The 19,513-nt window shown below is 63.8% G+C and carries 19 protein-coding genes; 8 read left to right on the top strand and 11 right to left on the bottom strand.

Annotated features, from left to right (window positions below; genetic code table 11):
• The first annotated feature begins 75 nt into the window (after nt 1-75).
• The 6 genes from LB555_RS13485 (at nt 76) to LB555_RS13510 (ending at nt 6,444) form a co-directional block, all read left to right on the top strand.
• Nucleotides 76-993 carry an AraC family transcriptional regulator gene (locus LB555_RS13485; RefSeq protein WP_015314478.1) on the top strand — a complete coding sequence of 306 codons (918 nt, stop codon included), beginning with the start codon at nt 76-78 and terminating at the stop codon, nt 991-993.
• Between the two features lie 242 nt (nt 994-1,235).
• Nucleotides 1,236-2,507 carry an ABC transporter substrate-binding protein gene (locus LB555_RS13490; protein WP_224683056.1) on the top strand — a complete coding sequence of 424 codons (1,272 nt, stop codon included), beginning with the start codon at nt 1,236-1,238 and terminating at the stop codon, nt 2,505-2,507.
• Nucleotides 2,508-2,624: 117 nt separating this feature from the next.
• The gene (locus LB555_RS13495; RefSeq protein ID WP_224584155.1) at nt 2,625-3,491 is read left to right on the top strand and encodes a carbohydrate ABC transporter permease; all 867 of its coding nucleotides are present in this window, start codon (nt 2,625-2,627) and stop codon (nt 3,489-3,491) included.
• Nucleotides 3,488-4,300, top strand: a complete 813-nt coding sequence (locus LB555_RS13500) for a carbohydrate ABC transporter permease (RefSeq protein ID WP_224683057.1) — start codon at nt 3,488-3,490, stop codon at nt 4,298-4,300. The genes LB555_RS13495 and LB555_RS13500 overlap by 4 nt, the downstream gene beginning before the upstream one ends.
• A gap of 15 nt (nt 4,301-4,315) precedes the next feature.
• On the top strand, nt 4,316-5,362 hold the full coding sequence (locus LB555_RS13505; RefSeq protein WP_224683058.1) for an NAD(P)-dependent alcohol dehydrogenase: 1,047 nt from the start codon (nt 4,316-4,318) through the stop codon (nt 5,360-5,362).
• A 2-nt stretch (nt 5,363-5,364) separates the two neighbouring features.
• On the top strand, nt 5,365-6,444 hold the full coding sequence (locus tag LB555_RS13510) for an ABC transporter ATP-binding protein (RefSeq protein WP_224683059.1): 1,080 nt from the start codon (nt 5,365-5,367) through the stop codon (nt 6,442-6,444).
• Between the two features lie 11 nt (nt 6,445-6,455).
• Here the strand turns inward: LB555_RS13510 and LB555_RS13515 are convergent, their stop codons facing one another.
• The 9 genes from LB555_RS13515 to gcvA form a co-directional block, all read right to left on the bottom strand.
• Nucleotides 6,456-8,042 carry an FGGY-family carbohydrate kinase gene (locus tag LB555_RS13515; protein ID WP_224525213.1) on the bottom strand — a complete coding sequence of 529 codons (1,587 nt, stop codon included), beginning with the start codon at nt 8,040-8,042 and terminating at the stop codon, nt 6,456-6,458.
• A complete protein-coding gene (locus LB555_RS13520) occupies nt 8,039-8,722 on the bottom strand; it encodes an HAD-IA family hydrolase (RefSeq protein ID WP_224683060.1) in 684 nt (227 codons plus the stop codon). Before LB555_RS13520 ends, LB555_RS13515 begins: the two co-directional genes overlap by 4 nt.
• Before the next feature lie 15 nt (nt 8,723-8,737).
• On the bottom strand, nt 8,738-10,216 hold the full coding sequence (locus LB555_RS13525) for a mannitol dehydrogenase family protein (protein ID WP_224683061.1): 1,479 nt from the start codon (nt 10,214-10,216) through the stop codon (nt 8,738-8,740).
• A gap of 164 nt (nt 10,217-10,380) precedes the next feature.
• The gene (locus LB555_RS13530; RefSeq protein WP_224683062.1) at nt 10,381-11,151 is read right to left on the bottom strand and encodes an L-iditol 2-dehydrogenase; all 771 of its coding nucleotides are present in this window, start codon (nt 11,149-11,151) and stop codon (nt 10,381-10,383) included.
• Between the two features lie 38 nt (nt 11,152-11,189).
• Complete coding sequence (locus LB555_RS13535) at nt 11,190-12,194, bottom strand: ABC transporter ATP-binding protein (protein ID WP_015314488.1); 1,005 nt, start codon at nt 12,192-12,194, stop codon at nt 11,190-11,192.
• Nucleotides 12,195-12,244: 50 nt separating this feature from the next.
• Nucleotides 12,245-13,069: a carbohydrate ABC transporter permease gene (locus tag LB555_RS13540; protein WP_015314489.1), complete on the bottom strand. Its 825-nt coding sequence runs from the start codon at nt 13,067-13,069 to the stop codon at nt 12,245-12,247.
• 11 nt (nt 13,070-13,080) lie between these two features.
• A complete protein-coding gene (locus LB555_RS13545) occupies nt 13,081-13,953 on the bottom strand; it encodes a carbohydrate ABC transporter permease (protein WP_015314490.1) in 873 nt (290 codons plus the stop codon).
• A 124-nt stretch (nt 13,954-14,077) separates the two neighbouring features.
• Nucleotides 14,078-15,388, bottom strand: a complete 1,311-nt coding sequence (locus LB555_RS13550) for an ABC transporter substrate-binding protein (protein ID WP_015314491.1) — start codon at nt 15,386-15,388, stop codon at nt 14,078-14,080.
• 236 nt (nt 15,389-15,624) lie between these two features.
• Nucleotides 15,625-16,530, bottom strand: a complete 906-nt coding sequence (gcvA, locus tag LB555_RS13555) for a transcriptional regulator GcvA (protein ID WP_015314492.1) — start codon at nt 16,528-16,530, stop codon at nt 15,625-15,627.
• A gap of 110 nt (nt 16,531-16,640) precedes the next feature.
• Here gcvA and LB555_RS13560 point away from each other — a divergent pair, with 110 nt between their 5' ends.
• Nucleotides 16,641-16,826, top strand: a complete 186-nt coding sequence (locus tag LB555_RS13560) for a hypothetical protein (RefSeq protein WP_015314493.1) — start codon at nt 16,641-16,643, stop codon at nt 16,824-16,826.
• A 25-nt stretch (nt 16,827-16,851) separates the two neighbouring features.
• On the opposite strand, the gene LB555_RS13565 is transcribed toward LB555_RS13560, so the two are convergent.
• Nucleotides 16,852-17,811 carry a sugar-binding transcriptional regulator gene (locus tag LB555_RS13565; RefSeq protein ID WP_140615310.1) on the bottom strand — a complete coding sequence of 320 codons (960 nt, stop codon included), beginning with the start codon at nt 17,809-17,811 and terminating at the stop codon, nt 16,852-16,854.
• A gap of 241 nt (nt 17,812-18,052) precedes the next feature.
• Between LB555_RS13565 and LB555_RS13570 the strand changes: the two genes are divergently transcribed.
• Entirely contained in the window at nt 18,053-18,685 is a 633-nt protein-coding gene (locus LB555_RS13570) for an HAD family hydrolase (protein WP_015314495.1), read from the top strand.
• Between the two features lie 3 nt (nt 18,686-18,688).
• Here LB555_RS13570 and LB555_RS13575 read toward each other — a convergent pair whose 3' ends face one another.
• A complete protein-coding gene (locus tag LB555_RS13575; RefSeq protein WP_224597871.1) occupies nt 18,689-19,456 on the bottom strand; it encodes a class II aldolase and adducin N-terminal domain-containing protein in 768 nt (255 codons plus the stop codon).
• Between the last annotated feature and the right edge of the window lie 57 nt (nt 19,457-19,513).

A 19,513-nucleotide genomic window follows, 5' to 3' on the forward strand; every position in this document is an offset into this window, starting at 1 on the left:
GCGTCGCCTCGTTCCCTTGCCGGCCCGGGCTGCTCCGGATTAAAACGTCGGCGGCGGGCGAATATGGGAGGCAGGATGGCGTTCAGACGCAGAAAGAACACGGCGGCGATCCCGCGCACGGCGCCTTCCTTCGAGCATATCGTCACCGAGGCGAGCGACAGTTTCCTGTGGCGGCTGGACGACTATCCCTGGGAGCGCAACGTCTGGAACTTCCATCCGGAATACGAGATCCACCTGCTGCGGAAATCCTCCGGCGTGGTCCTGGTCGGCGACCATATTGGCGAGTTCGGGCCGGGCTACCTCACCATCGTCGGTGGTGGCCTGCCGCATGACTGGGTCACCGCGGTGCAGCCAGGCGAATTGATCGAGGGTCGCGACATCGTGCTGCAATTCGATGCCGAGCGGCTGCGAGGATCGGCTGACATGCTGCCGGAATTGCGCGAACTGGAGCCGTTCCTGGAACGGTCGCTGCGCGGCATGGTCTTCCACGGCGGGACCGCGCTTGAAGGCGCCGCGCTGATGGAGCGGATGGGTACGGTGCATGGGCTGGCCCGGTTCTGCCTGTTCCTCGAACTGGTCGACCTGCTGGCCCGGACCGATGAGTATGAGCTGTTGTCATCACCGAACTTCCAGCCGGTTCTCGATGCCGCCTCGCTCGACATCATCCAGCGCACGCTGACCTATCTGTTCCAGCATTTCGCGGAGGATCTGAAGCTGCCTGACGTGGCCGAGCTGGCCGGCATGAGCGAAAGCACCTTCTCGCGGTTCTTCCAGAAGAACACCGGCAATTCCTTCAGCGACCATCTTGCCAAGCTCAGGCTGTGGCAGGCGTGCAAGCTGCTGGCTGACACCGATGTGCCGATCACCGACATCTGTTTCCAGGTCGGCTACATGAACATATCCAACTTCAACCGCGCCTTCCTGCGCAAGCACAAGATGACGCCGTCATCCTATCGCAAGCTGTCGCGGCAGCGTCTGGCGATGCGCGCATAAGCGCATCCTGAATCACCATTTTGGACCAGATCGATACTCGTGTGACGCGTCCCCTATGTGGGTGCCGTTTTTTGCGCTGCACAATGCATAAAAGTACAGGTCTGCTGCAACGGGGCTTCTAGCTTGACCCCTCGCAACTGCGCATTTTGGCGATGGGTGGCATGTCGTTCGGGCGACGGTGAGGATCGCGCAACCCGAGGACCTGCGTTTCCTGCGACGTATTCCTGGAGGAGAAAAAGATCATGAGACCAGTTCGGCTCGCTGCCAGCCTTGGCGCAGTTTTCGTGCTTTCCGCTACCGTTTCAACCCTAGCCCTGGCGCAGGCGCCGGTCTGTTCGGCACCGGTCAAGGTGCTGGCGCAGCCACGCGACGGCCTGACGCTTCTGGAGGACTCAAAGGCCGAGTTCGAGAAGCTCTCCGGCGCGAGCTTCAAGATCGATTATCTCAACGAGAACGATCGCCGCGCCAAGTCGCGCGCGGACGCGTCCACAGTCGGCAACTACAACGTCTACTATGTCGATGAAGCAAATGTGGCGCTTTTCGCCTCGTCGAAGTGGATCGTGCCGCTGACCGATTTTTATCCGGCTGACTACGACTATGCCGACTTCGACCCAGGCCGCCAGAAGGTCGCCACCTATGACGGCAAGGTCTGGTTCGCGCCGCTGACCGGCGGGGGCGATCTGATGGTCTACCGCAAGGACGTGCTGGAGGCCGCCGGCATCCAGCCGCCCAAGACGCTGGACGAGCTGATCGCCGACGTGCCGAAGCTGACCAATGCGGACAAGGGCATGTATGGCATCGCGCTGCGCGGCGCACGCGGGTCGGGCGCAAATGTCTGGCGCTGGATGCCGTTCTTCAAGGCCTATGGCGGCAAGTGGTTCGACGGCGACAAGCCGGCCTTCAATTCCGAGGCCGCGGTCAAGGCGACCGAGACCTATCTGAAGCTGTTCAAGGATTCGGCTCCCGGCACGCAGACCGGCAGCTGGGACGAATCGACCGGCGCCTTCCTGTCGGGCCAGGTCGCGATCCTCGTCGAATCGACGCCGCTTTCGGGCATGGCGGTCGATCCGAAAACCTCGCAAGTGGTCGGCAAGATCGGCTTCCTGCCGCCGCCCTCGCCACTTCCCGGCGGCGGTTACGGCCATGGCCTCGCCATCGCGGCGAAGGCCAATGCCGACGACGCTTCGAAGAAATGCGCCGGCCTGTTCATCGCCTGGGCAACGTCGAAGGAAAACGAGAAGCGCCGGCTCGACGCCCACCAGTTCGGTGAGCTGAACCGCACCAGCATCCTGTCCAGCAAGGAGTTCGCCGATATCTACGGCGCCGATCTCGGCCAGGCGCTTGCCGAAACAGGCAAGGTGACGGCGGTGAACTTCTGGCAGGATCCACGCTGGCCGGATCTCGGCGACCGCTGGGGCATCATCCTCGAGGAATTGATCGCCGGCACGCGCACCGACGTCAAGGGCAGCCTCAACGAGCTCGAGGCCTATGCCAATGAGCTGGTGAAGAAGTAGGTCCCTCCCTCTTGCGGCGCGCGGTTCGCGGCAGTCTCGGGACCGCCGGAACCTGTGCGTCGCAGGAGGTCTGCCCGTCATGTCCAGATATCAGAGACACAGCAAGGCCTGAGACCAATGCCTCGACGTTCATCCCTGCCGGTCACCTTTGTCGTGCCGACGCTGGTCATTCTGCTGATCCTGTCGATGGTGCCGACGCTCTACGCGATCATCATCGCCCTGCAGAACCGCGAGCTGAGCTCGACGGCCTATTCCTGGGTCTGGTTCTCGAACTTCTTTGATCTATTCTCCGACCGCCGCTTCCTCAACGCCGTCTGGGTGTCGGTGAAGTGGGAGGTGGTCACCGTCGTGGCAACGATGGTGGTGGCGATCGGGCTCGGCGTGCTGATGTTCGAGGCCGCCTCGCCGCGCCTGCGCAATCTCTACTGCCTGCTGTTCATCATCCCGGTGCTGCTGCCGCGCGTCTCGGCCGCTTTCGTCTGGAAGTTCGCCTACCATCCCCTCTACGGCATCGCCACCTATCCCTACCGGCTCATTACCGGCGGCTTGATCTTCGACCCGCTGTCCAAGCCCGCGACGGCGCTGTTCGCGGTGGCTTCGGTCGACGTCTGGCAATGGGGCCTGTTCTTCGCCGTCATCGTGCTGAAGCTGTTGGAGACCTTGCCGCCGCAGCCGATCGAGGCGGCCCGACTCGACCACGCCCGGCGCTGGCAGATCCACGCCTACGTCACCTTGCCGATGCTGAAGGCGCCGCTGATCAGCCTGATGTTCGTCAAGATGATCGAGTCGCTGCGCTCCTTCGACCTGATCTATGTGATGACCCGCGGCGGGCCGGGCGTGGCAACCGAAACGCTCGACATGTACGCCTTCTCGCAAGGCTTCATCGAGTCCGGCAAGGTCTCCTACGCCTCGGCGATGGCAGTGCTGATGATGATCGCCACCGTCATCACCTTCACCATGCTGTGGAAGCGGGTGCAGGCATGAGGCCCGGCCGCATCATCGCCAAGGCCGTCCTGGCCTTCGCCGGCTTCCTCGCGGTATTCCCGCTGCTGTGGACGGCGCTCAATTCGCTGAAGAACAGCGTCGACATCATCACCCGCGTTCCCCGCCTCGTGTTCACGCCGACGCTTGCCAACATCAGCTACATCCTTGGCCGCGACAGCGTCATCACCGGCCTCTACAATTCGGTCATCGCCTGCGGCACGGCCGTGCTGATCGGCGTCGTGCTTGGCCTGCCCGCGGCCTACGCGGTAGCGCGCTATCCCAACCGCTGGGCCGGCGACATCCAGTTCTTCGTGCTGTCGCTGCGTTTCCTGCCGCCGGTGGCGGTGGCGATCCCGCTGATGGTGATCTGGCTGCAGCTCGGCCTCTACGACACCTTGCCGGCTTTGATCGTTACTTATTCCCTGCTCACCATCTCTGTGATCATGTGGCTGGCCATTCCAGCCTTCCAGGCCGTGCCGAAGGAAATCGAGGAAGCCGCCTTTGTTGACGGGTACGGCGCCTACGCGGTGTTCTGGCGGATCGCGCTGCCCGTGGCTGCCCGTTCGCTGATCGGCGCGGTTGCCTTCAGCTTCGTGCTGGTCTGGAACGAGTTCCTGATCGCGCTGATGCTGTCGAGTTCCAACGCAAAGACCTTGCCGATCGTGGCGTCCGAACTCTCCCAGCAAGGCATGAACGTGCCGTGGGGGATCTTGAACGCCTCGGTCGTGCTCCTATCGCTGCCGCCGCTGCTTTTCCTCGGCGTGCTCAGCGGTTTCCTGAATTCCGTTTTCCGGCAAAAAAAGACTTGAAGTGAGGACGACCCGATGCGGGCTTTGGTACTTGAGAAAAAAGGCGAACTGTCGCTGCGCGAGATCGCGTTGCCGCTCGATGTCGGACCCGACGACGTCAGGATCGCCATCCACACGGTCGGCGTCTGCGGCAGCGACGTGCACTATTATACGCATGGCGCCATCGGCGGTTATGTCGTGCGCGCGCCCATGGTGCTCGGCCACGAAGCGTCCGGAACGGTCGTCGAGGTCGGCGCCAATGTCCGGACGCTGAAAGCCGGCGATCGCGTCTGCATGGAACCGGGCGTACCCAATTTGTCGTCGCGCGCGACGAAGCTCGGTATCTACAATGTCGACCCCGACGTTAGTTTCTGGGCGACGCCGCCGGTGCATGGCATCCTTGCTCCCTATGCCGTGCACCCGGCGGCTTTCACCTACAGGCTGCCCGACAATGTCTCCTTCGCCGAGGGCGCCATGGTCGAGCCCTTCGCCATCGGCATGCAGGCAGCTAGTCGTGCCCGCATCGTTCCAGGCGATGTCGCCGTCGTCGTCGGCTGCGGCCCGATCGGCATCATGATCGCGCTTGCTGCCCTTGCCGGCGGCTGTTCGAAAGTGCTGATTTCCGATTTTTCCGCGCCCAAGCTGACGATCGCCGCGCAATATGCCGGCATCGTGCCGGTCAATATCGGCGAACAGTCGCTGGTCGACGTCGTCGCGGCGGCCACCGACAATTGGGGCGCCGACATCGTCTTCGAGGCGAGCGGCAGCCCCAAGGCCTTCGCCGACCTGTTCGATGTCGTGCGGCCAGGTGGCGCGGTGGTGTTGGTCGGGCTGCCGGTGGAGCCGGTGGCCCTCAACGTACCGGCGGCGATCTCGAAGGAAGTGCGCATCGAGACGGTGTTCCGCTATGCCAACATTTTCGACCGCGCCCTGCAGCTCATCGCCTCCGGCAAGGTCGACCTCAAGCCGCTGATCACCGGCACCTATGATTTCGCCGACAGCATCAAGGCGTTCGAACGGGCCGCCGAAGGCAACCCGCAGGACGTCAAGCTGCAGATCCTGCTTACAGGCGAAAAGGGCTGACCATGTCCGCGATCGTTTGCTCCCACGTCGACAAGGCCTATGGCTCCACCACGGTCATCCGCGATCTCAACCTCAGCATTGAAGAGCACGAATTCGTCGTGTTCCTAGGCCCGTCCGGCTGCGGCAAGTCGACCTTGCTCAGGATGCTGGCGGGGTTGGAGGACATCAGCGGCGGCGAGGTCTCGATCGGCGGCAAGGTGGTCAACGACCTCGATCCGGGGGATCGCGGCATCGCCATGGTGTTCCAGAACTACGCGCTCTATCCGCACATGACGATCTTCGACAACATCGCCTTCGGGCTGCGGCGCCAGAAGGTGCCGGCGGCCGAGATCCGCAAGCGGGTCGAAGCGGTGTCGGGGACGCTGGGGCTCGACCCTTATCTCGGCCGCAAGCCGGCCGAACTTTCCGGCGGCCAGCAGCAGCGCGTGGCGATCGCCCGGGCCATGATCAAGACGCCCAAGGTGTTCCTGTTCGACGAGCCGTTGTCCAATCTCGACGCCAAATTGCGCAACCATATGCGCGTCGAGATCGCGCGGCTGCACCAGTCGCTGAAGACCACCACCGTCTACGTCACCCATGACCAGCTGGAGGCGATGACGCTCGCCGACCGCATCGTGCTGCTCAAGGACGGCGTCATCGAGCAGATCGGCTCGCCAGCGGAAATCTACCGGCGGCCGGGCAATATTTTCGTGGCCGGCTTCATCGGCACGCCGAACATGAATTTTGTCGATGTGACGGTCGCACGCGCCGGCAACGGCTGGACGCTGACCGGCGCCGGAACGGTGCTTTCGATAGACGGGGCGGGCTTTCATCTCCAGCCGGGCGATCGCGCCGTGCTGGGCATCCGCCCGCCGGACCTGAAGACGGCCGGCGCCGGCGGCATATTGCAAGGCACTGCCGATCTCATCGAATTCCATGGCAATGACGCGCTGGTGACCTTCGGCTCCGGCGGCAAGGACATCAGCGCACTGGTTCCGGCACGCGAATGCCCGGTGCTGCATGCGCCCGTCCGCTATACGTTCGAGGAGGAAGCGATCCACCTGTTCGACGCGACATCGGGCGCGTCCCTGCGCAAGCAGTAGAGCGCCAAAACCTACCGGATGGCGTCGAGCACCTGCCGCTGCCGGTGCATTTCCAGGAAAATGCGGTAGTCGCGATCGAAGCGGGCGCCGGCCGCCGGGTTGGCGGCGCGTGCCTTGCCGCCCTGCTGCATGGCAAGGCAGGCGGCGTTGAGATCGGGGAACAGCCCGGCGGCGGTCGCCGCCACCATGCCGGTGCCGAGCAGCACCGCCTCGTCGGCCAGCGGCTCGACCACCGTACAGCCGGTGGCGTCGGCATAGAGCTCCATCAAGAGCGGGTTCTTGGTGTGGCCGCCGGTGACGTGCAGCGTGTCGATCAGGTAGCCGTTCTCATTCAGCGCCTCCAGCACATGGCGCACGCCGAGCGCGATGCCGACGGCGGTGCGCCAGTAGAGCTTGCACAGGCTGTCGAACGACGAATCCAGCGTCAAACCGCTGACGACGCCGACGGCGTGCGGGTCGGCCAGCGGCGAGCGGTTGCCGTGGAAATCCGGCAGCACATGCAGCCGCGCGGCAAGGTTCTCGCCCTCGGCGGCGCGCAGTTCGGCGACGCGCCCGGCAATCCTGGCATGCATGGCCGCGTTCGGCTCGCCGCCGGCGCCGTGCCAGCGGATGATGTGGTCGAGCAGCGCCCCGGTCGCCGACTGGCCGCCTTCCGATAGCCACAGCTTCGGCAGCGCGGCGCCGTAGTAAGGGCCCCAGACGCCGGCGAAAGGCTGCGGGTCGGGCGACATCGCCATGACGCAGGAGGATGTGCCGGCGATCAGCGCCAGATGGCGGCCGATATTCTGGTCGTCGCCGGCAAAGCCGCCGAGCACGCCAAGCGCCCCGGCATAGGCATCGATGACGCCTGCGCCCACGCGGCAGTTTTCGGTCAGGCCGAGTTCCGCCGCTGCCTGCGCTGTCAACGGACCGATATCGGCGCCGACCGGGCTTGCCTTTTCGGGCAGATTGCCATGGTCAAAAAGATCGTCGAGGCGGACGAGTTCGAAGAAATCGCGCTGCCATGCGGTGTCCTGGTGCGCCAGATAGGTCCATTTCGCTGTCAGCGTGCATTGCGAGCGGGCCAGCGAGCCCGTTGCCTGCCAGGTCAGGAAATCGGCCAAGTCGAACAGGTAGCCGGCTTCATTCCATGTCTTCGGTAGATTACGCTTCAGCCACATCAGCTTCGGCGTCGCCATCTCGGGCGACATGACGCCGCCGATATAATTCAGCACCTCGTGGCCGCTCGCCGTGCATTCGTCGGCTTCGGCGATGGCGCGGTGATCGAGCCAGACAATGGTGTCCCAGCGCTTGTCGCTGGTGGTCGACACACTGAGCTGGCCGCCTTGCCTGTCCCGCACGACCAGAGAACAGGTGGCATCGAAGGAGATGCCGGCGATATCCCCGGCGGCGACGCCGGCCTTTTCCCGCGCGGCACGCACGGCGGTGCAGACGGCGGACCAGATATCGCGCGAATCGTGCTCGGCATGATCCGGCTTCGGCTGGTTCATGGCGATCGGCCGCTCGGCACGGCCGAGCAAGGTGCCACTGGCGTCGAGAATGCCCGCGCGAGCGCTCCCGGTGCCGACATCGACCGCGCAGACAAACTGTTTCGTCAAGATGCTCTAACTCTCGCTCCCAGGCCTGCAATCAGATCGGGCAATTGCAGCATGTCAGCGAATATAAAGTCCGGTTCGGTCGACGCAAGCCGCGCTTTCAATCCCGGATTGCCGGCGTGCGCGCCGCCGGTAAAGGCAAGGACGCGCATGCCTGCCGCGCGTGCGGCGGCGACACCGGCCGGGCTGTCCTCGATGACGAGACATCTGCGCGGATGGGCTCGCATGGTTGCGGCGGCGTGGAGGAAAAGGTCGGGCGCCGGCTTCCCCTTGGCAACCATGGCCGCGCTGAACAGATGCGGCTCCATCAGCGTCAGCAGACCGGTGACGTCGAGAGCGTAACGAATGCGTTCCAGCGTGCCGGAAGAGGCGACGCAGTACGGCAGGCCGAGCTTCGGCAGCATCTCCTTGACGCCGGGGATCGGCTTCAGCTCCTCGCGAAACTTTCGCATGAGCTCGACGCGCATGGCGGTGAGATGCTGATCGGTGATCTCCAGGCCGAAGTCGCGGCCAAGGATCTCACGCACGCTCTTCATGCTCTTGCCTAGGAAATACTCGTAGGCAGCGTCCTCGCCGAGACTGCCGCCGGCGAGTTCGATCATGCCGAGCAGCGCCGAGACGGAGAGCGCCTCGCTGTCGACCAGCACGCCGTCGCAGTCGAAGATGACCAGTTCAGGCGTCATGATGCCGGCTGGCTCTCAGAGCTTGCCGGCGAGGTAGCGCGTCAGCGTGGCGCGCGTGCCATCGGCCCAGAGCACGTTGAGCGCGTGGGCGAAGGGCTCGACGAAGGCGGCGGCGCGGCCGACGTCGCCATAGAAATCGTCCATCGCAAGCCAGGCGGCGGGTGTGTCCTTTGCCGCCTTTGCCGTTGCCTTCAGCCGGTCCCAGCTCGGGTCGTTGGGCTCGATGACGGCGCCGCTGTCCGTCGTGCCGAAGCAGTAGCGGCACCAAAGGGCCGATTCCAGCGCCAGTCCAGCAACGCCTTTGCCGGTCTTCAGCCGGTCGGCGATGGTCGGGATGATGAATTTCGGCTGGCGATTGGACCCGTCGAGGCAGAGCCGGCGCACCGTGTCGCCGATCTTGGGATTGGAGAAGCGCTTCTCGATGAGCTGGTAATAGTCTTCCAGCACCGTGTCCGGCACCGGCGGCACGGTCGGGATGATCTCGTCGTGCTCGAGCTTGTCGAGGAACCCGCGCACCAGCGGCTCCTGCATCGCCTCATGCACGAAGTGGATGTCCATCAGCCCGGCCGGATAGGCGATGGTGGCGTGGCCGCCATTGAGGATGCGGATCTTCATCAGCTCATAAGGGGCGACGTCCTTGACGAACTGCACGCCGACCTTTTCCAGCGCCGGGCGGCCATCGGTGAAATGGTCTTCCAGCACCCATTGCCGGAACGGCTCGCAGAATACCGGCCAATTGTCCTCGAGGCCAAAATCGTCGGCGAGGATCTTGCGCTCGCGGTCGCTGGTGGCCGGCGTGATGCGGTCGACCATGGCGTTCGGGAAGGCGACCGTCTCGCTGAGCCAGCTCGCCAGATCCTCGTCGATCAGGCGGGCAAGGCCGATAACACCATCCGACGTGACATGGCCGTTGTGGGGAATGTTGTCGCAGGACATCACGGTGAACGGCACGATGCCATCCTGGCGGCGTCGCACCAGCCCGGCCAGGATAATGCCGAACACAGTCTTTGGCGTGGCGCCCGGCTGCGCGTCGGCGACGATGTCGGGATGGGTCGGGTTGAAGACGCCGGAGGCCGGGTCGATGAAATAGCCGCCTTCGGTGATGGTCAGCGAAACGATCCTGATCGCCGGATCGGCCAGCCGATCGATGATGGCGGCGGCATCGCCCGGCATCAGGAAATCGATCATCGCACCGGTGACGCGGGCACTCATCTGGCCCTCGTCCTGCTCGACCACCGTGGTCAGCCAATCCTGCTCTTCAAGCTTGCCGCGGCCGATCTTCTCGCCGTCGAACACGCCGGCGCCGACCAGCGCCCAATCATGACCGATGCCCTGACCGAACAGGTCGTCGAGATAGACGGCCTGGTGCGAGCGGTGAAAATTGCCGACACCGAAATGCACGATGCCGGCTTTCAGCGCCGAGCGGTCATAGTTCGGACCTGCGACCTTGGGCGGAAGCCTGACGAGGCTCGAGGACGAAAGTTTCACGGTCATCTGCTTTACCCTTTGGCCGATTGGCAGCCCGACTGTTTCGCCTCCTTCGGGAGGGCGAGGATGAGGGGCCGCACATGGTGTTCCAGCATGCGGCCCCTCACCCGCCCCCGCGGCGCCTTCTCCGGAGGAAAGAAAGAGGCGCCGTCCCCCTCAAATCGTTCTTTTCAACTCATCCATTGGCCGCCATCGACATTGTAGGTCTGGGCGACGATGTATTCGGCCTCGTCACTGGCGAGGAACACGGCCATGCCGGCGAGGTCTTCCGGCTTGCCCATGCGGCCGTAAGGCACGCCTTCGCCGACCAGCCGCTTTTTTTCGCCCTTCGGCCGGTTCTCGTATCTGGCGAACAAGGCATCGACCTCGTCCCACATGTCGCTGTCGACGACGCCGGGCGCGATGCCGTTGACGTTGATGCGGTGCTTGATCAGATCGAGCCCGGCCGACTGGGTCAGCGAGATGACCGCGGCCTTGGTGGCGCAATAGACCGCGACCAGCGGCTCGCCGCGACGCCCGGCCTGGCTTGCCATGTTGATGATCCTGCCGCCCTTGCCCCGCGCGATCATCGACCGGGCGGCTGCCTGCAGCATGAACAGCGTGCCCGCGACATTGACGGAGAAAAGCTTTTCATAGCTCGCCCGAGATATCTCCACGATCGGGGCCAGGTCGAACAAAGCGGCGTTGTTGATCAGGATGTCGAGACCGCCCGCCTTGTCCTCCACCGCCTTCACCGCCGCATCGATGGATGCCTGGTCGGTGACGTCGAGTTTCACGGCATAGGCGTTGTCGCCGATCGCGGCGGCCGTCTTCTGCGCTGCTTCAAGGTTGATATCGGCGATCGCGACAGTGGCGCCCTCGCGCACATAGGCTTCGGCGAAAGCCCTGCCGATGCCTCGCGCCGATCCCGTGACCAGCGCCGATTTGCCTTGCAGCCTCACTGTCCCATCCTCACCGGCCCATCCTCACTGGCCCACCCTCACTGGGCCATCGCCTTGCCGTCAGCGCCGAAGCGATGCAGCTTGGCCTTGTCAGGGGTGAGATAGATCGTGTCGCCATGGCGGACCGCCAGTTCGCCGTCGGCGCGCACCGTCAGCGGCCCGACGCCGTCGGCTTGAACGTGCAGGAACGTGTCGGAGCCCAGATGCTCGGCCACGCCGACCGTCGCCTTCCAGTCGCCCGCCGTGGTCGATATCTGCATATGTTCGGGCCGGATGCCGATGGTCTTGGCGGTGTATTTGCCAGCCGGCGCGCCTTCGATCAGGTTCATCTTGGGCGAGCCGATGAAGCCGGCGACGAACAGGTTCTTCGGCGTCTTGTAGAGTTCCATCGGCGAGCCAACCTGCTCGATATTGCCGGCGTTGAGCACGACGATCTTGTCAGCCATGGTCATCGCCTCGACCTGATCGTGGGTGACGTAGATCATCGTGGTTTTCAGCTGATGGTGCAGTTCGCTGATCTCCAGCCGCATGGTGCCGCGCAGTGCCGCGTCGAGGTTGGACAGCGGTTCGTCGAACAGGAAGGCCGAGGGCTGGCGCACAATGGCGCGGCCGATGGCGACGCGCTGGCGCTGGCCGCCGGAGAGCTGGCCGGGGCGGCGTTCGAGGTAGTTGGTAAGGTTGAGCACGCGCGCCGCGTCCTTCACCTTCCTGTCGATGGTCGCCTGGTCCTCGCCCGCCATCTTCAGCGGGAAAGCGATGTTCTTGGCCACCGTCATATGCGGGTAGAGCGCGTAGGACTGGAACACCATGGCAAGCTTGCGCTTGGCCGGCGCCTCGCCGGTGACGTCGCGGCCATCGATGTTGATGGTGCCGCCGCTGGTGTCCTCAAGGCCAGCGATCAGCCTGAGCAGCGTGGACTTGCCGCAACCCGACGGGCCGACGAAGACGACGAACTCGCCGTTTTCGATCACCAGGTCGAGGCCGGGGATGATGGACGTCGAACCAAAGGACTTGGAGACGTTCTTGAGCGTGATGTTTCCCATGGTTTCCTCCCCGAGGGCTGTTTTTCGCCGATTGCTTCAGGCAATTTCCGTCACTTCACCGCGCCAAATGTCAGGCCGCGCACCAGCTGCTTCTGGCTGAACCAGCCCATGATCAGGATCGGCGCGATGGCCAGGGTCGAGGCGGCCGAAAGCTTGGCCCAGAACAGGCCTTGCGGGCTGGAGAAGGAGCTGATGAAGGCGGTGAGCGGGGCGGCTTCCGTGGTGGTCAGCCGGATCGTCCAGAACGCCTCGTTCCAGGCCAGGATGATGTTGAGCAGCATCGTCGAAGCAATGCCCGGCACCGCCATCGGCGTCAGCACGTACCAGATTTCACCCCACAAGGATGCGCCGTCCATACGCGAGGCTTCCAGGATTTCGCCCGGGATTTCGCGGAAGTAGGTGTAGAGCATCCACACCACGATCGGCAGGTTGATCAGCATCAGCATGATCATTAGGCCGATGCGCGAGTCGAGCAGGCCGAGATTGCGGAAGATCAGGTAGATCGGGAACAGCACGGCGACTGCCGGCATCATCTTGGTGGACAGCATCCACATCAATATGTCCTTGGTCCGCTTGGTCGGCGAAAACGCCATCGACCATGCCGCCGGAATGGCGACCAACAGCGCCAGGATGGTCGAGCCGACAGAAAGCAGCACCGAGTTCAGGAAGAACTTGAAGTAACCGCTCTGCGCCTGGACCTCGGCATAGCTCTCGAAAGTCCCGGACGGGATCAGGTTGAAGCCCTGGATTGCCTCCTGTTCCGACTTGAACGAGGTGATGATCGTATAGAGGATCGGAAAGAAGATCAGCAGGGCGACGGTCCAGGCGGCAATTGTCGCGATTGTCTTGTGCTGGGTGGTGACTGAGCGTGCCATCGTATCCTCCCTTACTTGTCCAGGTTCTTGCCGACGGCGCGCATGGCGAAGAAGGCGACGATGTTGGCGAGAATGACGGCGATCACACCGCCCGCGGATGCCTGGCCGATTTTGAATTCCAGCAACGCCTTCTGGTAGACGAGGAAGGGCAGGTTGGTGGAGGCGTAACCAGGGCCGCCATTGGTGGTGACCAGGATCTCGGCATAGACCGAGAGCAGGAAGATCGTCTGGATCAGGATGACCACGGTAATCGCCCGCGACATGTGCGGCAGCGTCAGATAGATGAAGCGGCTGATGAAGCCGGCCCCGTCCATCTCGGCGGCTTCCTTCTGCTCGCCGTCGAGCGACTGCAGCGCGGTCAGGAGGATCAATGTCGCGAATGGCAGCCATTGCCAGGCGACGATGATGATGATCGCCGTCATCGGATGCTGGCCGAACCAGTCGATCGGCTGTGCCCCGAAGAAGCGCGCTATGTCGGCGAACACGCCATATTGCGGGTGCATGATCATGTTCTTCCACACCAATGCGGCCACCGGCGGCATGACGAAGAACGGCGAAATGACGAGGATGCGCACGATCCCTTGTCCCCACATCGGCTGATCGATGAGCAGCGCCAGCAGGATGCCGCCGATCACCGTGATCAGCAGCACGCTGACCACCAGGACAAGCGTGTTGAGGATCGACTGCAGGAAGGCCGGATTGGAATAGAACAGCGCGTAATTGGATAAGCCGACGAACCCGTCGCGCATCGGGTTGAGCGGATTGTACTGCTGGAAGGAGAACCAGATCGTGATGACCAGCGGCACGATCATCCAGACGAACAGCAGCACCACGGAAGGCGCCATCATGAATCGGGCAAGCGAACGGGTCTGCTGAGTAGCCATGACGGTCACCCTTCAAGGATCAGGCTGAATTTTCACAGGCTCTGGAAAGGCGGCCGCCCGAACTGGGTTTCGGGCGGCCGGTGCCGGTCGAGGAGGTGACCGGCGTTCGGCACCGGGAGGAGCCTTACTTGATGTAGCCGCCCTCGGTCATCGCCGCGGTGGAGGCGTCCTGGGCCTGCTTCAGCGCATCGTCGACGCTCGACTGGCCGGCAAGAGCCGCCGAGAAGAGCTGGCCGACGGTGGTGCCAAGGCCCTGGAATTCAGGGATGGCGACAAACTGCACGCCGACATAAGGCACCGGCTTGACGGTCGGATGCGTCGGGTCGGCGGCATTGATGGAGTCCAGGGTCATCTTGGCGAACGGAGCCGCCTTCTGGTACTCGGGATTGGCGTAGAGCGAGGAACGCGTGCCCGGAGGCACGTTTGCCCAGCCTTCCTTCGACGCGACGAGCTCGGCATAGTGCTTGCTGGTCGCCCAGGACACGAACTTCTCGGCGGCATCGGCCTTCTGCGTGCCGGCCGGGATCGCCAGCGACCACGCCCACAGCCAGTTGCCCCGCTTGCCCAAGCCATTATCCGGCGCCAGGGCATAGCCGACCTTGTCGGCGACGGTGGAGTTCTTCGGGTCGGAGACGAAGGAGGCGGCGACGGTGGCGTCGATCCACATGCCGCACTTGCCCTGCTGGAAGAGCGCCAGGTTCTCGTTGAAGCCGTTGGACGAGGCGCCCTCGGGACCGTCGGCCTTCATCAGGTCGACATAGAACTGCAGCGTCTTCTTCCATTCCGGCTGGTCGAACTGCGGCTTCCAGTTCTCGTCGAACCAGCGGGCGCCGAAGGAGTTCGACATGGCGGTCAGGAAAGCCATGTTCTCGCCCCAGCCGGCCTTGCCGCGCAGGCAGACGCCGTTCACGCCATTGGCGCGGTCGGTCATCTTGTCGGCCGCCTGCTTGATGAAATCCCAGGTCGGGGCGTCGGGCATTTTCAGCCCAGCCTTCTCCATCAGGTCCTTGCGGTACATGACGAAGGAGCTCTCGCCGTAGAAGGGCGCGGCATAGAGCTTGCCATCGACCGAAAGGCCGCCGGCAATGGCCGGGATGATGTCCTTGGCGTCATAGTCGTCGCCGAGCTTGTCGAGCGGCAGGAGCCAGCTCTGCTTGGCCCAGATCGGAACCTCGTAGGTGCCGATGGTCATCACGTCATACTGGCCACCCTTGGTGGCGATGTCGGTGGTGACGCGCTCGCGCAGCACGTTCTCTTCGAGCGTGACCCAGTTGAGCTGGATGTCCGGGTTAGCCTTGGTGAAGTCGTCGGTCAGCTTCTGCATGCGGACCATATCGCCATTGTTGACGGTGGCGATGGTGATGGATTCGGCGTGTGCGGCGAACGCAAGCGTGCTGGCCGACAACAAGCCCAGGGTGAGCGTGCGAAGTTTCATCAAATTCCTCCCATAAACCAAGTTGAGCATTTGCCTTGGTTGTGAGCAATTACTCACTTAGTCTTAATTATGTCAAGCCGGATTCGATGCTGCAGCGCAGCACACGGCCGGCGAATGGGGCGGAGGTTCGAAGACAGGGCTCGGGTTGCCGCCGTCTGGAGTCCAGGCGGCGGGGCCAAAGCCTCTCGAGCGGGATGTCGTTTGTTGCCCCGGTCCGACGTCAGCTTATGTGCCGGTCAGCAGGCGATCTCGGCCAGCAGCCAGTCGCGGAAGGCGCGGATCTTGGGCACGTTGCGGCGCGCCTCGGGGTAGACCAGCCAGTAGGCGTGCCCGTCGTCGCCGACCAGGTCGAATGGCTGGATCAGCCGGCCGTCGGCGAGTTCGGCCTTGAACAGCGCCCGGGTCAGGATCGCCACGCCATGGCCCGATATGGCCGCGTTGGCTTCATAGGCCTGCGCGCCCATGCTGCTGCCGGGCCGCCTGGCAAGGTCGTGGCTGTGCACGCCGGCGGCCTCGAACCATTGCGTCCACCAGATATCGCTGGGATCGAGGATCGGCAGCTTGAGCAGGTCGGCCGGTTCGTTGATGCCGCCGATGCTCGCAGCGAGCTTCGGGCTCAGCATGGGCGTGAAATCGGCATCGAGCAGCTTGTGGGCTTCCAGCCCCGGCCATTTGCCGCCGCCAGAACGAATGGCGAGGTCGACATCCTCGCGGGCGAAATCCGTCAGCCGGCTCGACGTGTCGAGCCGCACGGCAAGCGAGGGATGCGCGATCTGGAATGCGCCCAGATGGTGCGCCAGCCAGTTCGAGGCAAAAGTCAGCACCGTGGTGACGCACAACAACCCGTCCGCCCCGCCGCGCGCGGCGGCATAGGCCTGGCTAAGAATGGCAAAGGCCTCGCTGACCGCCGGCGCCAGGCGCTGGCCGGCTTCGGTCAGTTCGATCTGCCGCGGCCGGCGCAGGAACAGCGGAGCGCCGACGCGCTCCTCCAGCACCTTGATTTGATAGCTGACCGCCGCTTGCGTCATGGCGAGTTCGCCGGCGGCCTTGGTGAAGGAAAGATGCCGCGCCACCGCCTCGAACACCCGGATCGCCTGTAACGGCGGCAGCTGCGAAACCTGCGGCGCGCTGAGATCAGGCATAAAGCCTCCTTATGGATCGTTATCGACGTTCGATTGGCAAAAGCGGCCGGCAAGGCCGACATTCATCCTCAACCCGTCATTCGGGTTCAAGATAACGAAGGTTGACGATCATGACCATGGCGCAGCAAAAATGCACTCCCGCCCCCGATCATCGCTGGATTTCGTGGCTTGCGGACGGATTCGGCTGGTTCGCGACCCGAAAAAGGGCGCATCTCGACGTCAGGGACCTGTCGCCGCATCTGCAGCGCGACCTCGGTTTCCTCGATGGCAACGACCCTTTCGGCCGGCACCAATAGCCTTGCTGGCTTTATCGCGAAGCCGTCAGATACTGGCTAGCAGGGCGGCCGCCGTCCGCTCGTCGGTGATGAGCCCGTTGACCAGCCGTCGGTTGACCGCCGCCAGGATGCCGGGCAGCTTGCGCTCCCCCATGGCGAGCGCGATCACCAGCGACTTCTCCCGCGACGGCAGCGCCGCCGACGACACCCGGTCATTGGTGATGCCGTCGATCATGCGGCCCTCGCGGTCGAACACCCAGCCAACGATTTCAGCGACGCCGCCGGCCTTCTGCAAGGCTTTCAGTTCGCTTTCGGAAATGAAGCCATCCTCGTAGAGCGGCGCCTTCGGGCCGAGGTCGCCGATACCGATGAAGGTGACGTCGGCCTCCGCCGCAAGCACCAGTGTCGGCTGGATCATCGGCTGGTTGAGCAGCATCTCGCGCTCCTGCGGCGAAGAGGCGATGACCGGCAGCGGCATCGGGAAGGACCGCGCCTTGACCCTGTCCGCCATGGTGAAGATGACGTTGTAGAAGGCAGCGGACCCGTCCGGCGAGATGTTGCCGGTCAAGGACACCACCTTGTGCTGCGGGCATTCCATCGGCGGCAATTGTTCGATCGCCGCCTTCAGCGTCCGTCCGGTGCCGATGCCCATGACGATCGGCGTCGGCGACCGCAGCCGCCGCTCGATCTCGGCGGCCGCCGCTTCGGCGATGCCGATAGTGGTGGAGGATGAATTGGGGTCGCTCGGCACCACCTCGACCAGGTCGAGCGCAAAGCGCGATTTCAGCCGCGCGGCGAGATCAAGGCAGTTGGCGATCGGATGATCGACGCGGACCTTGATCAGGCCTTCCGACACCGCCAGCGACACCAGACGCTGCGCCGTCTGCCTCGATATGCCGAGCGTGGCGGCGATCTGGTCCTGTGTGTTGCCGGCAACATAGTAGAGCCAGCCGGCGCGCGCCGCGTCGTCCAGCCTGTTGCTGCCGCCATCCTGCCGGGTATTCACGTCCTGCCTCCCGAAACCGCCGATCATCAGGCGGTCGTATCAGTTTCGCAGGGAATGACCGCCTGCGCAATTGTCAATCGCAAGAGCAAATGCCTGCGCCGAAGCAGCGGTGATTTCTCCGCAAACATCCTATCGGAGAAAGCGTCGCGGGTCCGTTTCCCATCTGAAGGCATGTTCAATGGCCGCCAAAGGTTTATCTCGCGGCGCAAACCCTTTAAGGGATCGAAAAAAGGAGCGCTGCATGACACCGAAGGCGGTTTTCTGGGACATGGACGGGACGCTGGTCGACAGCGAACCGCTGCATGAGGCAGCCCTCATCGCAGCGATGCGCAATGCCGGCCTCACGCCTCCGGCCGATCTGCACGAACGCGTGCTCGGCGTCGCCGCCTGGCCGGTCTACGAAATGATGCGCGACGAGTTCGGGCTGCAACTGCCCTTCGACGAATGGATCGTTCACAAATATGAGCATTACCTGCCGCTGGTCGAGGGGCTGAAGCCGCGCCCAGGCGCCATCGAGATCTTCAAGGAGTTGCGTGCGCTCGGCGTGCAGCAGGCGGTGGTCTCAAACTCGGATCGGATGATCGTCGACGCCAATCTGCATATGGTCGGGCTGACCTACCCCGGCATGAAGACGATCAGCCGCAACGATGTGCGGGAGGGCAAGCCGCACGCGGAGCCTTTCCTTCGCGCCGCCTATCTGGCAGACGTCGATCCCGCGCACGCCGTCGCGGTCGACGACAGCTGGCCGGGCGCCATGGCGGGCCTGGCGGCGGGAATGAAGACGATCTTCTGGCCTGAAAAGCCGATGGAAGGACCGCCCGGCGCCATTGTCATCAACAGCGCCGGGGAATTGCGGGCTCAGCTCGGACTGTAGCGTTCAGTTCCGGTACACCGGCTCCTGCTCGTCGAGGATCGCCTTCAACTCGGCGAGATGACGTTCGGCCTGGCCGGGATAGTTGTCCATCTCGCTCGCCGCCTTCTCGGCGATCGCGTCGGACAGGGTGCGCAGCGGCCGGCCCGTCCACAGGGCCTTGATGTAGGTCTCGGCGGCACGCTCGAAATAGAACATGCGGTTGAAGGCGTCGGCGACGGTGTCGCCGATGACCAGCACGCCATGGTTGCCCATCACCATCACCTTGACCTTGGGGTCGGCGAGAAGCTGCGAGCAGCGCTCGCCCTCTTCCTCGAAGGCCAGTCCGCCATAATGGGCGTCGACGACGTGACGGTTGAAGAACATCGCCGAATTCTGGTCGATCGGCGGCAGCGTCGAGTCGGCAAGCGAGGCCAGCACGGTGGCGTGGATCGAATGGACGTGCATGACGCAGCGCGCGTGCGGCACGTTGCGATGGACGGCGCCGTGCAGGCCCCATGCCGTGGGGTCGGGTGCATTCGGCCCGGAAAGCGTCTCGGGGTCGTTGGCGTCGATCTCGATCAGGTCGCTGGCCTTGATGCGCGAGAAATGCACCTGGTTCGGGTTCATCAGGAACTTGGTGCCGTCGTCGTTGACCGCCAGCGAGAAATGGTTGGCCACCGCCTCATGCATGTTGAGCCGCGCCGTCCAGCGGAAGGCGCAGGCGAGATCGACGCGCTCTTCGTAGAAGGGCAGGTTGGTGAGCGTTTCCTTCTGCAGGCGGGCGATGCTCATCGAAAAGATCCTCCAGTTTGGCCCAGAATGCCGCGCGCCGCTGGTGCCCGCAACCGC

Origin of the sequence: Mesorhizobium sp. BR-1-1-10, assembly GCF_020165595.1 — a bacterium.
Classification (GTDB): domain Bacteria; phylum Pseudomonadota; class Alphaproteobacteria; order Rhizobiales; family Rhizobiaceae; genus Mesorhizobium; species Mesorhizobium australicum.

Bases quoted from the DNA above. Each gene is read 5' to 3' on its own strand.
- LB555_RS13535 (WP_015314488.1), bottom strand. From the start codon at position 12,194: ATGGGAAACATCACGCTCAAGAACGTCTCCAAGTCCTTTGGTTCGACG.
- LB555_RS13540 (WP_015314489.1), bottom strand. From the start codon at position 13,069: ATGGCACGCTCAGTCACCACCCAGCACAAGACAATCGCGACAATTGCC.
- LB555_RS13510 (WP_224683059.1), top strand. From the start codon at position 5,365: ATGTCCGCGATCGTTTGCTCCCACGTCGACAAGGCCTATGGCTCCACC.
- LB555_RS13550 (WP_015314491.1), bottom strand. From the start codon at position 15,388: ATGAAACTTCGCACGCTCACCCTGGGCTTGTTGTCGGCCAGCACGCTT.
- LB555_RS13495 (WP_224584155.1), top strand. From the start codon at position 2,625: ATGCCTCGACGTTCATCCCTGCCGGTCACCTTTGTCGTGCCGACGCTG.
- LB555_RS13575 (WP_224597871.1), bottom strand. From the start codon at position 19,456: ATGAGCATCGCCCGCCTGCAGAAGGAAACGCTCACCAACCTGCCCTTC.
- LB555_RS13490 (WP_224683056.1), top strand. From the start codon at position 1,236: ATGAGACCAGTTCGGCTCGCTGCCAGCCTTGGCGCAGTTTTCGTGCTT.
- LB555_RS13485 (WP_015314478.1), top strand. From the start codon at position 76: ATGGCGTTCAGACGCAGAAAGAACACGGCGGCGATCCCGCGCACGGCG.
- gcvA (WP_015314492.1), bottom strand. From the start codon at position 16,530: ATGCCTGATCTCAGCGCGCCGCAGGTTTCGCAGCTGCCGCCGTTACAG.
- LB555_RS13525 (WP_224683061.1), bottom strand. From the start codon at position 10,216: ATGACCGTGAAACTTTCGTCCTCGAGCCTCGTCAGGCTTCCGCCCAAG.
- LB555_RS13560 (WP_015314493.1), top strand. From the start codon at position 16,641: ATGACCATGGCGCAGCAAAAATGCACTCCCGCCCCCGATCATCGCTGG.
- LB555_RS13520 (WP_224683060.1), bottom strand. From the start codon at position 8,722: ATGACGCCTGAACTGGTCATCTTCGACTGCGACGGCGTGCTGGTCGAC.
- LB555_RS13505 (WP_224683058.1), top strand. From the start codon at position 4,316: ATGCGGGCTTTGGTACTTGAGAAAAAAGGCGAACTGTCGCTGCGCGAG.
- LB555_RS13500 (WP_224683057.1), top strand. From the start codon at position 3,488: ATGAGGCCCGGCCGCATCATCGCCAAGGCCGTCCTGGCCTTCGCCGGC.
- LB555_RS13570 (WP_015314495.1), top strand. From the start codon at position 18,053: ATGACACCGAAGGCGGTTTTCTGGGACATGGACGGGACGCTGGTCGAC.
- LB555_RS13545 (WP_015314490.1), bottom strand. From the start codon at position 13,953: ATGGCTACTCAGCAGACCCGTTCGCTTGCCCGATTCATGATGGCGCCT.